Origin of the sequence: Sphingobacterium sp. SGG-5 (assembly GCF_011043525.1) — a bacterium.
Taxonomy (GTDB): domain Bacteria; phylum Bacteroidota; class Bacteroidia; order Sphingobacteriales; family Sphingobacteriaceae; genus Sphingobacterium.
The window spans coordinates 266817-279667 of sequence record NZ_JAAKGO010000003.1; the positions used below are offsets into that span (position 1 = coordinate 266817).

At 43.7% G+C, this 12851-nt stretch carries 11 protein-coding genes; 2 read left to right on the top strand and 9 right to left on the bottom strand.

Annotated elements, in window-relative coordinates:
• Positions 1–351, bottom strand: coding sequence for a Spx/MgsR family RNA polymerase-binding regulatory protein (locus G5B30_RS05575; protein ID WP_165318980.1), 351 nt, complete (start codon positions 349–351; stop codon positions 1–3).
• 143 nt (positions 352–494) lie between these two features.
• Here G5B30_RS05575 and fbaA point away from each other — a divergent pair, with 143 nt between their 5' ends.
• Positions 495–1574 carry a class II fructose-bisphosphate aldolase gene (gene fbaA, locus G5B30_RS05580; protein WP_165318981.1) on the top strand — a complete coding sequence of 360 codons (1080 nt, stop codon included), beginning with the start codon at positions 495–497 and terminating at the stop codon, positions 1572–1574.
• Between the two features lie 271 nt (positions 1575–1845).
• On the opposite strand, the gene G5B30_RS05585 is transcribed toward fbaA, so the two are convergent.
• From G5B30_RS05585 to G5B30_RS05610, 6 genes are all read right to left on the bottom strand, one after another.
• A complete protein-coding gene (locus G5B30_RS05585; protein ID WP_165318982.1) occupies positions 1846–2394 on the bottom strand; it encodes an RNA polymerase sigma factor in 549 nt (182 codons plus the stop codon).
• Positions 2395–2646: 252 nt separating this feature from the next.
• On the bottom strand, positions 2647–3486 hold the full coding sequence (locus G5B30_RS05590; protein WP_165318983.1) for an endonuclease/exonuclease/phosphatase family protein: 840 nt from the start codon (positions 3484–3486) through the stop codon (positions 2647–2649).
• A 10-nt stretch (positions 3487–3496) separates the two neighbouring features.
• Positions 3497–4357, bottom strand: coding sequence for an endonuclease/exonuclease/phosphatase family protein (locus G5B30_RS05595; RefSeq protein WP_165318984.1), 861 nt, complete (start codon positions 4355–4357; stop codon positions 3497–3499).
• Between the two features lie 4 nt (positions 4358–4361).
• A complete protein-coding gene (locus tag G5B30_RS05600) occupies positions 4362–5966 on the bottom strand; it encodes a RagB/SusD family nutrient uptake outer membrane protein (RefSeq protein WP_165318985.1) in 1605 nt (534 codons plus the stop codon).
• Positions 5967–5977: 11 nt separating this feature from the next.
• Entirely contained in the window at positions 5978–9193 is a 3216-nt protein-coding gene (locus tag G5B30_RS05605; RefSeq protein ID WP_240903110.1) for a SusC/RagA family TonB-linked outer membrane protein, read from the bottom strand.
• A gap of 172 nt (positions 9194–9365) precedes the next feature.
• Entirely contained in the window at positions 9366–10406 is a 1041-nt protein-coding gene (locus tag G5B30_RS05610) for a FecR family protein (protein WP_165318987.1), read from the bottom strand.
• A gap of 72 nt (positions 10407–10478) precedes the next feature.
• On the opposite strand from G5B30_RS05610, the gene G5B30_RS05615 reads away from it, so the two are divergent.
• Positions 10479–11267 carry a Cof-type HAD-IIB family hydrolase gene (locus G5B30_RS05615; RefSeq protein ID WP_165318988.1) on the top strand — a complete coding sequence of 263 codons (789 nt, stop codon included), beginning with the start codon at positions 10479–10481 and terminating at the stop codon, positions 11265–11267.
• A 53-nt stretch (positions 11268–11320) separates the two neighbouring features.
• Here G5B30_RS05615 and G5B30_RS05620 read toward each other — a convergent pair whose 3' ends face one another.
• Both G5B30_RS05620 and G5B30_RS05625 read right to left on the bottom strand, forming a co-directional pair.
• On the bottom strand, positions 11321–11698 hold the full coding sequence (locus G5B30_RS05620; RefSeq protein WP_165318989.1) for a DUF1573 domain-containing protein: 378 nt from the start codon (positions 11696–11698) through the stop codon (positions 11321–11323).
• A gap of 127 nt (positions 11699–11825) precedes the next feature.
• Entirely contained in the window at positions 11826–12791 is a 966-nt protein-coding gene (locus tag G5B30_RS05625; protein WP_165318990.1) for an SIS domain-containing protein, read from the bottom strand.
• Between the last annotated feature and the right edge of the window lie 60 nt (positions 12792–12851).

The following is a 12851-nucleotide window of genomic DNA, read 5'->3' on the forward strand; positions in this document are numbered from 1 at the left end:
TTATAAAAGTTTTGATGCATAGAGCTGTTCGTCAAACCCTACAATAATAGTTCCAGAGTCGGATTCGATAACCGGCCGCTTAATCATACTGTTGTTTTCAACAAGGGCAGTATTTGCCGACGGGGCGTCGGTCACCGAAGCCTGTTTGTCTGCGGATAACTTTCGCCATGTCGTTCCTTTTTTGTTAAGCAGCTGTTCCCACGCCACTTTTTTCTCCCACGCTTGCAGCTTTGCTAACGTTGCTGGTTCTTTTTTAAAATCATGAAAGACGTAATCCAATTGATGATCGTCCAACCAATCTATAGCTTTTTTTACCGTGTTGCAGTTTTTTATTCCGTATACATGTAACATACGTTAAAGATAAGCGTTAAAGTTAGGATTACAATTAAAAATAATAGAATTATAGCGATAGGATACATAGTGTATTTTTGACACTATGTTTTTGGAAATAACAATTTTTTCTTACCTTTATAACGAATTAAATAAGATATCACATGAGCCTAAAAGATTTTAAAGGTGTACTAACAGGAGATCAGGTACAAGAGCTATTTGAGATTGCGAAGAAGCATCAGTTTGCTTTGCCTGCTGTAAACATTATAGGAACTAACTCGATCAATGCTGTTATGGAAACAGCTAAAGCTGCAAACTCCCCGGTTATCATTCAGCTGTCCAACGGAGGAGCTCAATTTTATGCGGGTAAGTCGTTGAATAACGATGGTTTGAAAGCCTGTGTTTTGGGTGCTGTATCGGCAGCGCAGCATGTACACCTGCTGGCAGAGCATTATGGTGTAGCTGTAATTTTGCATACGGATCATGCGGCCAAAAAGTTGCTGCCTTGGATCGATGGTCTTTTGGATGCAGGGGAGAAATTCTTTGCACAACATGGTAAGCCTTTGTTCTCTTCACATATGCTGGATCTTTCGGAGGAACCTATCGAGGAGAATATTGAGATGTCGAGTAAATACCTGGCTCGGATGAAGCCACTTGGTATGACGGTAGAGATCGAATTAGGCGTGACCGGAGGGGAAGAGGATGGTGTGGATAATTCAGACGTCGATAGTTCAAAATTATATACACAACCGGAAGAGGTCGCTTATGCCTACGAAGAGCTTTCTAAAGTTTCGGATAAGTTTACCGTAGCGGCTGCTTTTGGGAATGTCCACGGTGTTTACAAGCCGGGCAATGTGAAGCTTCAACCGGTAATCTTGCACAATTCACAGGAATATATCCGTGAGAAATTCAATCTTTCTGCGGAGAAGCCGGTAAACTTTGTATTCCATGGCGGATCGGGTTCTTCACCGGAAGAAATTCGTGAAGCGATTTCTTATGGTGCGATTAAGATGAACATCGATACGGATATGCAATGGGCATTTTGGGATGGGATCCGTGGATATGAGGCGAAAAACCGGGATTATCTGCAAGCGCAGATCGGTAACCCGGAAGGTGCTGATGTTCCGAATAAAAAGTATTACGATCCGCGCGTGTGGTTGCGCAAGGGAGAGGAAGCTTTTGTCACCCGCTTGAAGCAGGCTTTTGAGGAACTCAACGCGGTTGACTCCAATAGCAAGTTGTAAGACAATATATATCTTTATAATGGCCCTTTTGACCGTGTGTTGAAAGGGCCTTTTTTGGTGTCATCTTTTTAGAACCCATTAAAAAAACGAAATCCTGAGACGGGGAGTCCCAGGATTTCTACCAAACCAATTATTAACCTAAATATGAAATTATGAATCCTAATTTCACGTACAATTATAACAAATTATATGCCAAAAAAAAAGAAATATGAATGTAACATTTATGTTTTTTATGGTTTTATTGTGTTTCGATATCATTATTTTGATTCTTTTACAAAAAGAAGAAGAGCAAAAGAAATTCCAACGGGCGGAGCTCGGCTTTGAGTTGTTTGATGGCGCGATAAGAAAGGGTACGGCAGGATTCCACACTGACCTCCATGATAGATGCAATCTCTTCGTAGCTGAAATCCATATAATATTTCAGAAAAAGTACTTCACGCTGGCGCTTGGGTAAAGTCTCTATCTGCGCCTTGACCCGTTGTACATTCATACCATCGTGCTCTTTCTTTATCCATTCCAGTTCTGGGCTGGAGGTCCACAACAGTTCTTCCGGCACTTGTGTGACTTCAAATCGATCTCTTTCGTGCTTGGCGTGTAACAGGCGTCTTCTCAGCGAGGAAAATAAATAGAATTTCACCTGTACATCCTTTGCGATATTGGAATTGTTAAAGAGACTTACAAAAAGGTCGTGAATACAGTCCAGCACGGTCTCCTTGTCCGAATGGTATTTTATACCGAATGCAAAAAGATCATCGATATATTCCCGATATATCGTTTCGAAAGCACGTTCATCACCATGTATAAAATCTATCCAAGACATTGTTATCTATCTATAGAACTATTTGATTGCAATGTATCGCTTTCGTGTTATCTTCATGTTAAGATGCCGTAAAACTATACATCATAATTTAGTTACTCAAAATTAGGTAAAATGCTTCGCAATCACTAATACAGCATGTTAAAAGAGCGCGTATATGCGGTTAAAAATAAACAAAAATGGATAATAATCCATAAAAAAACCTCCCCGAAATAGCGAGGAGGTTTAATGTTTTAAAAAGGTATTGCCGATTTATCAATCGTATTGAAAAATGGCAATTACCGGAAGATGGTCTGATGCATATTGTCCGGTCATGGAAACACCCGATACGAGCGTAAAGGCTTGCTTTGCCAAGGCATTGAAAGCGACAAAGTCAATGGCCTTATTCGGTTTGTTTACCGGAATTGTAAACGGGCAAGGGCCCATACACGAAAGCGAAAACTCTTTCTTGAGTTCGATCATTTCTTCTGAATCCGGTGTTGCGTTGTAATCTCCACCGATAAATAAAGGCTTGTTGATGTTTTTACTCAATTGATTGAGGAACTGGGCCTGCTCGAAACGAATTGCTGCCAAATCAAAATGGGTTGCACCAAATTCAAAGGTCTTTCCATCGGGTAGCGTTACCGTAGCCAAAGCGATACTCCGTTGTTCACCGTCTGGTGCCGGTGCCGCCGGTAGATCAAGTTTACGTTTATTACTCAATGGATATTTACTTAGAATGAGGTTTCCGTATTCACCACCCTTATAGTCTATAGACTTCGAAAAGTAATATTCCATATCCAGAAGCTCGGCCAGCTTCTTTGCCTGATCGATCTGATCTTCTGGGTTGGGCGAACGTGTTGTGTTCACGTCCACCTCCTGTAAGGCAATTACCTCAGCTTTGCTCTGTTTGATCACCGCTGCAATGTTATTGAGGTTGATCACCGACGGAGGTGCGGGGGCCGCTGGATCGGCAGGCGCACCGTGATGTATATTATACGTCAGGAGCGTTATTCTCTTTTTTTGTCCATCCGGTTTGGGATCTTCGCCTGATCCACTGCAGCAGGTAATTACCAAAAGCGCTAGAGCACTTATACTCATTAATCCTTTTCTCATTCTCATATATTTATTCTTCTAGTTTTATTTTAATTTCTGCTGTTGTAGGGAACATACCGAGTGGAGTCTCGGGATCTTTAAATGCTTCCAGGGTTTTTGAGACAATCAACAAATCGTTTGGGTCCTGATAGGTAATATAATCATATGTACCTGTGGGATTAGCTTTAGGTGAATTAAACGCACAACCTGTACTCGCACAAGCGTATTTAAAACTACCTTCTATATAGGTTAAAGCTGCTTGGGGTGCCGTCCACTGTTCATTGAAGTTTCCGACAAAAATAACAGGATCTGTTAATTCCTCCGTCACGCGAAGAATGTCTATGGCTTGTGACCTGCGATCGTCGGCATTCGTTTCCAGTTCGGTGCCCGCGAAATATAGATATAAATCCTCCTCGACTTCCACTTTAATCATGGCTAACATACGTTGTTCTCCTTGCCCCGCTACATAAGTCAGATCCACGCCAAGTTCTTCCGTAATCGGAAACTTAGATAGCACGGCATTACCAAATTGTCCGCCACCATAATCACGGCCTTTGAAGAAGAGGTTCATCCCCAAAGCATCAGCAACCTCTTGTGGTCGATCTACACCGCCGGCACGGGTCGTCTTACTGTCCGCCTGTCTTAAAAACAGCAAGTCCGGATCATACGCTTTGATGACGTCTATCGTGGGTTCTAAAAGATGTCCATTTTGTCGTATTGCAAAATTGACCGACATGACCTTCAATGTTTTGGTAGGCCCAGTATATTCATTCGGATCGAGGAATTCGGTAGGTGTGACATCCCAATCTCCTGCGTCGAACGACTCCCGGCACGAATGCATAAAAAACGTTAATGTAAATATACCAATTATTGCAAAAAATATCTTCTTCATAACTTTAATAGTTAGGGTTTTGTTCCATGTTAGGGTTCGTACTTGTTTCCGTCTCCGGTATAGGCCACAGAGACTCCCGATCGCTGTCGTAGGTACGCATTTGAACCTCCACGATCTCGCCTGTCGTTGGGTTGGTCGCACCATAGACCTGCCCATTCATCACATCTGCGGCTATACCCCAACGACGGATGTCGAAATAACGCCAACCTTCGAAGGCCAGCTCTGCTTGTCTCTCCCGACGGATGAATTGCCGCATACGTTGCTGTGAGTTATAACGAACATCCGCTGCATCTATCAAAGGCATAGCTGCCCGTGAGCGAACCTCGTTGATGGCGTTGAGTGTTTCGGTGTCGCTCCATTCATTGAGCTCGATCTTCGCCTCGGCAAAGGTCAATAATATCTCGGCATAGCGGATAATCATAAAGTCAAGCTCGCCCGATTTTGATTGTTGATCCCGAGAATCGATGTACTTTTTGATCCAGTAGCCTGTGGCTGTGGATTTGGTCAACCCGATTTTGTCGGCAGGACTATAGAAGGGATCAAGGACATATTGGCCCAGGAACTTTTCATTCGGTACAAAGACAGAAGCAGAAAGCCGGGGATCTCTATTGTTCTTGTAATTGGGCTCTTTACGGTAGATCGCCAACGAATCTGGTCCCAGTTCATATATCGTCTTACCTTGCCGTGTTTCCCAATTATCGACTACCGTATTGGTGGGTGAAAGGTAGGTCTCCCCGCCAATGCCGTATGGCGCAAAAGAAGTCCAGGCGTTGGCCGCACCTTGCTCCTTGAAGAAGATACGCTCTTCGTTCAATTCGCCCGTATAGCTGAACAGTTCGCCGTAGCTTGCTGCCATATTGGAGGTGTTTTTCCATAGCTTATATACTTTCGAATCGATAATTTTTTTCGCGGCTGTTTTTGCCAGTTCGTAGTCTTTTTTATACAGACCCAACCGGGATAGTAATGCCCAACAGATGCCGCTGGTAATCCGTGTTCGATCCGCATTGGTATAGGTAGGCGGTAGCAACTCGGCACATAAGGTCAGTTCATCGACGACGAAGTCGTAAACCTGACTTTCCGGTGTCCGGGCTTGGTTGTTCTCTTCCGGATTTAATGAGCTGGTAAGTAAGGGGATATCACCGAATACCATCATGAGTTCCATGTGGTAATAAGCTCGTAATGCACGTGCTTCCAGTTTCATTCTTTCCTTTAATGTTGCATCGGCAAATACCCGGTCAACATTTTCCAAAAACCGGTTGGCACGACGGATACAGATATAATCATCTTGCCACAGGGATTGAGCGACGCCCCATCTACTGGTCGCCAAACCTCGGGTAAAAGCATCGTAATCGCCTTTAAATTCACCGCGCTGTACGGCTTCGTCACTTAACCCTGCATAGTACATGATATTACGGCCCGAAGACCCTCCGGGAATTCCGGCATATACGGTAGCCAACGCGTTATAAGCGTCAGTTTCGGTATTCCACCACTGTTCGTCCGACACACCGGTCGGGCTGTCAATCGTCAGGAATTTTTCGCAGGATACCTGCGTTATTCCTGCTAAAAGGAGACTGTATAGATATATTCTGATTTTATATATTGCTTTCATAACTTTCCGTATTAAAAATTAGCAGTTAACCCAACAGTAAACGTTTTCATGATGCCATATGTCCAGGATCCACCCTGCGATTCGGGATCCGCCATTTTTACGCCGCTGAATAGGAACGGATTTTGAGCATTCAGGTAAATACGGGAACTCTTGATACCATATTTGTTCAACAACGTGTTGTTTAATCGATAACCGGCCTGAATAAATTTCACACGCATATAGCGGGCATTGAACAGCCAATAGTCACTGATAAATACATTTGTTCCCGGTGTAGTTTTGATTCGTGGGTAAATGGCGTCTTGATTGTTTTCACGCCAAGAATTTGCAGCTCTATAGGTGGTCGGAATCCCTCCTGAAGCACTCATATTGAGGGGATGCCAGAGGTAGCCACTGGACTTTCCACCTAAATTCGCGGAATAGTCGTGATTACCTGCGCCCTGTAACAAGACCTCAATATCGAAGTTCTTGTAGTTCACACTGAAGTTGGCGAAGTAGTTGAGTCTTGGTGTGGGATCGCCGATGATCTGCTGGTCATCATCGTTAATCACGCCGTCATCGTTTAGGTCTTTATAGTTGATATCGCCGGGGCCTTGGCTGTCATTGACTAAAAGTACATTAGCTCTGCCGTATTCGTCAAAGTTTGAAAGTTGCAATATGCCGTCTGATACGTAACCATAATAACTACCTAAAGCATAACCCTCGCGTTGCCGGACTATACCGCTTTCTCCGAAGACACCACCTGCCAGTTCAAGGATCTCATTCTTATTGTACGTAATACCCGGTCTTATGGAAAAAGAAAGGTTTGGATTAACCTGCTCGTTGTAGGTAATCTGTGCTTCCAAACCTTTATTGGATATCTTGCCTGCATTTAGCCTGACAGACCCTAATGCACCCGACGGCGGTACCCGAGGTAACATCAGCATATCCGTCGTTAGCTTGTCGTAATAGTCGAAGGTCAAACCAAATTTATTGTTGAAGATGGACAGGTCAAATCCCAAGTCGGTAATACGCACTTTTTCCCAGCTGATATCCGGGTTTCCCCACGCGCTCTCGGTACCATTAGTAGCGCTGATTAAGTTTTGGTATTGGTAATAACCAATGTTTTCATTACCCAGATGACCATAAGATGCTCTAATTTTTAAATTGTTGACAGCTGGTATGTTGAAGAAACTTTCATTATGGATATTCCATCCGACAGCTACGGAAGGAAAATAACCCCATTTTTTATTCGGCCCAAATTTGGACGAACCGTCCGCACGGAAGGCCACTTCGGCAAGATAACGGTCGTCGTAGGAATAATTGATCTTCGTATAGGCGGAAGCTAAAGCCGACATGTCCCAGTAGCCCTCGTTAAATCGCTCCACCGAGAAGCCACCTAAAGCGAATATGTAATGTTTATCCAAGCGTTTGGTGTAATCCAACGCCCCGCTGGCGTACAGGTAGGTGTCCCGTTTGTCGGAATAGGAATTTCGTTGTACGGTCCAAGTTTGAACAAGCTGCTTACTGTAGTAATCAAAAAAGTAGAAATTGTCTCGTTCTTGCCGATACACATCACTATTGAGCCTATAGCTAAACTGTCCACTTAGGTTGAGGTTGTCGGTAACCGTCCATTTAGGTTGCAAGTTGATCGTCGCCTGATCGTATTGATACCCAATATGCCCGCCGACTTCGGCATAGGCGATGGGGTTTACGATGTCGGCATAGCGCCCGTATATGGTCGGCCAACCTTCTTCAGCTGGGTATTTGGGTAAAACGTTAGGCGGAAGCCGATAGAGGTCATCCAACATCCGTATACCGCCGTTACCCAACCCCCGATTAGGGTATAAGGTGTTTCGTCGGATACCCAATACATCCAAATTGACCAAAAATTTCTTGGAAAGTGACACTGTGGTATTCGCCCGCAAGTTAAAGCGATCCATCTTGTTGACGGGCAACATGCCTTTTTGGTACATATAATTTCCGGTTACGGCAAAACGTGCTACATCATTACCACCGCTCAAGGCTAGGGAATGCGAGGTCAAAGGCGCATATTCATCAATCAGTTCCTTCGTCCAATTGGTATTGGGGTAATTGATGGGATCCTCACCGGATTCGGTTTTTCGTATTTGCTCGTCGTCGTAAAGTACCGATCCCCCAGACGCCAGAGAGGCATAGTTATAGGTGCGCATGTAGGTGGGGGCATCGACGAATTCAGGCAATATGGTCGGACTTTGGAAACCGTAATAGCCATCATATAACACATTAATCTGACCGGCCTTACCTCGTTTGGTGGTAATCAGAATAACGCCGTTGGCTGCTCGGGCACCGTATATCGCTGCTGCGGCCGCATCTTTGAGGATCGTCACACTTTCTACGGTCACGGGATCGATGTGGTTCATATCCATGGGAATTCCATCGACCAATACCAGAGGATCGGAGCTATTCATCGTCGATATGCCTCGTATTTTGATGGTAGCGGCATCACCACCGGGTAACCCGGAACCCTGCTGTACGGTCAATCCCGTCACACCTCCTTGTAGGGATTGGGAGAGGTTGGTGATCGGTTTATTCGCAATATTGGAGCTAACGTCCAAACTGGCCACAGAACTGGCGATGTGCTTTTTTTGCATCTCGGTCATCCCCACGACGACAACCTCTTCCACATCAGAGATGTCTTCTTGGAGAGATATCGTCAGATTGCTCTCGTTGCTGTTGACGAATACCTCACGGGAATGATAACCTATCGCGGAAAACACGATATACGCACCTTTAGGAGCAGTCACCGTATAATACCCACCGCTGCCGGTTATGCCTAATGTTGCTCCGCCCTTAAGGGATATATTTACATTTTCCAGCGCTACAGGGGGTTCGGCGACATTAAACACACGCCCCTTAATGGTGATATCCTCCTGGATGTCGACAGTGGGTTTAATGGATTCTTTTTTTATTGCTTTTTTAGGATTGGGAACAATGGTGATCTGACCATTGAATTCCTTAAAGTCTAATTGATGTTTGGGTAGCTCCCGTTCCAAGAGATCCTTTAATTGTATATCTTTCTCATTTACTGATATTCGTTTGTGATTGACAATGTTTTCTGAGAAAAGTAAGGCCACATCGACCTGTTTTTGTAAGGTTTCAAAAAACTCTTTTAAGGGCGCATTTTTCAGTTTGACGGTGACGCGTTGGGGGAAAGCCATCGTCGATATGGACAGAAAAACGCCGGTAAGTAAGACTACTGAAATTCTCATAACATACCTAATTCGTGACAATAACTGTTTCTTAACAAAAAAACATTGTCTTATGTCTCTTATTTTCATATTTTAGATCGATTTTAAATTATGCTAAATGATTTAATCTTGAAAATCAGAAGGGGAGTGGCGACTCCTCTTCTTCTTTTTTTCCTTTGTACATGTGTTATATTTATTCTTTTTGAATGATAGATACCTCCTTTTCTTTTAATATAATAGCGTAGTTTCTTAACTCATATATGCTGCTTAGTGAAGTAGCGATGTCTACACCGACATTCAGGCGTCCGGAATAACCAATATCCATGTTATAGACTTCCTCGTCGGCATTGATCGTTACGTTATATATACGCTCTATGCGCTTGAGCAGGTCACGCATTTTGACGTTTTTCAAAGCCAGTTGCTTTTTCGTCCATAACATGTCGTCGCCTGCGGTGTTTCTGCTGATGTGAACCGTATTATTTTGGGAGTTGACCGCAATACGCTCGCCTGGCTTCATGGTGATGGATTTAAATTTCTTTTGTGGACTGTTCAGTTCTACTTTTCCGCTGAGCAGTTCGATGGAAAAAATAGCATCGTCTTCGTAAGAACTTGTGTTGAAGGAAGTCCCCAATACCATAATATCGGCCTTTGCTGTTCGTGCGGTAAATCGGCTGCCGGTATGTTTAATATTAAAAAAGCCCTCCCCATTAAGATATACTTCGCGGTCGTCTTGAACCATATTGCTGTTGAATGTCAAATAGGAACCGGCGTTCAACCAAACTGTTGAGCCATCTGGAAGTAGGACTTCCTGACGTTTGCCGTAAGGAACATATATGGTAGAATAGTGGCTATCATCACCTTTGGCTTGGATAGATAGCTTGGTGTCTTCCGGTACTTCTTTGGCATATAAAGATTTTAAAGCGAGGCTTTTTTGTGCGATGTCCAATGAGGCAATCTGTATGGTGTTATTTTCGACAAATGCTTCCCGGCTGCGTCGGGCAATTTCCTGAATATCCGGTATGTGGTTCTCATCTGCGCGATGGATAAAGAGGAACGTCAAGCCTAAAAGGAGTACGGCTGCAACGGTAGAGGATCGCCAGAGAAGCCTGAAAACACGCTTACGTCTAACATCCTTCATAATCGCGGTATAGAGCTGTTCTTTTTCAGAAGTAGCTAACGTGGAGTCTCCTCTTATGTCGAAAATATCTTTTAAATTCTTTTTTGATCTGTCCATAACTTGGCGTTGTTATAGATATAGAGCAAAAAAACAGCAGACATAGACATTTTTTTTGCATAAATTTGGGACATGCAAAACCCAGCTGTAAAAGCCGTTTTTTTCGATATTGACGGTACGCTTTTAAGTTTCCAGACACATGAAGTGCCTCCTTCCACCGAAGAGGCTATAGCAGAGCTCCAGGCAAAAGGAATAAAGGTGATCGTGTCGACGGGTCGCTCCATTAATAGTATAGACCATGTCCGGTATTTAAACTTTGACGGGTATATCACCTTCAATGGTGGATATTGTGTAACCAATGCGGGTGAAATCCTTTTGAAGAAAGCCATGGATCCGAGGGATATACAGTCGATACTGGATTACGCCGACCGGCAACCGTTGAGTTTCTCCTTTATGTCGGAAAAGGAAATCACAATACACGACGTCACACCGGAAATCGCGGGCATGTATGCCCATCTCAACTTGCCGGTTCCCAAACTTGTCGATATCAATAACGTCGAGGTAGATAGTATTTTGCAGGCCAATATTTTCTTGGGCCCCGAAGATGAAGAGGAGTTTATGCGGAATGTGATGCCAAACTCTGTAGCATCCCGATGGACACCTTTATTTGCGGATGTCAATCCGGCGGGACAGAGTAAGAAGGTGGGGATTGATATGTTCTGTGATTATTTTGGTGTAGATATTCATGAAACGATGGCTTTTGGCGATGGTGGAAATGATATTACGATGCTACAACATGTACATATAGGCGTCGCTATGGGGAATGCCAACGCCGAGGTCAAGGAAATCGCAGATTTTATCACTGATGATGTAGACAATGACGGTATCTGGAATGCGTTAAAGCATTTCGAGGTGATATAAAAAAAGCGCCATCTCCGAAAGATGGCGCTTTTTTCTCTTATTGTCTTTGTCTTTTATTCGACCACACCTTTGATCGTCAATATCTTTACAGGTGTTTTTGTGTTTGATTTTACAGTGAATGATTTTGTAAATGGTCCTGTTGCTGAAGATGCATTGAACGTTACTTTGATGGTGCCCTCGCCACCTGGTTTTATAGGTGTTTTTGAGTAATCAGCGACCGAGCATCCACACGATGGGGCTACTTCAGACAGGATGATAGGGGCATCTCCGACATTTGTAAATTTAAATTCGTAGGAGGCAGGCTTATTTTGAGGAATCTTGCCAAAATCATGGGTTTCTTTCTCAAATTTAAACTCGCCGATTGCGCTAGACATGGCTGCTAATGTGATAAAAGCAACTAAAACTGTGGCTATGCTTACTAATTTCTTCATTTTATTTTGATTTACGTATGCTATGAATGTTATTCAATATATATGCCAAATGTACTTAAAATCTATTGGTATACTATTTTTTTAGCGAATTGTTCACAAGATTTTTACACTTTGGAGGCTGGAAGCTTTATATAATACCCTCTTTCAACAAGTCCTGAATGTGTATGATCCCTGTATAAGTTCCCTTATTGGTAACCAATAGCTGAGAGATATTATGTTCCCGCATCAGATGTAGGGCATTCACAGCAAGCTCCGATTCTTCTATACTTTTGGGTGCTTTGGACATAATATCACCGGCGGTGAGAGCCACGATTTCTTCGTTGTTTTCCAACATCCGTCGGATATCGCCATCCGTGATAATTCCGACGATTTCTTCGTTGTTTAAGACGGCTGTCGCGCCGAGCCGGAACTTGGTGATGGTGATGATGGTCTGTCGCACCTTATCTTCCGGATGGACATGAGGACGGCCGTTCATCGCGGAGAGGTCGGAGACCTTAAGGTAAAGTTGTTTCCCCAATGCGCCTCCCGGATGGTATAATGCAAAATCTTGATCGGTAAAATGTCGTGCTGTCTGTAAGCATACGGCCAATGCGTCTCCCATGGTCAGTTGCGCTGTGGTACTCGTCGTGGGAGCGAGATTATTGGGACAAGCCTCCCGTTCGACGGAAGTATCCAGGATAAAATCCGCCTGCTGTGCCAGAAAAGATGTTGTATTGCCCACCATGGCGACCAACGTATTTTTGCGTTGTTTAAGAAACGGGACAAGGACTTTTATTTCTGGCGTATTGCCACTTTTGGATAAAGCGATGATGAGATCCTCCTGCTGGATGATACCTAAGTCACCATGGATGGCGTCGGCGGCATGCATAAAGATCGCTGGCGTACCGGTGGAATTTAAAGTAGCCACAATCTTTTGCGCAATGATCGCACTTTTTCCTATACCGGTTACAATAACCCGCCCGTTCAGGTGTAAGATGGATGTAACGACTTCCGCAAAATCGTCTGTCAGTCGGTTGATTAATGCCAGAATAGCTTGGGCTTCTAACCGTAAAACCTCCTCTGCTTCTTTTTTAATGTCCAAATTGCTTTTCACAGAAATTATCCTTATTTTTATATGATATTACAAAAGTAAGTTTTTTGAGTGTTAGATAAG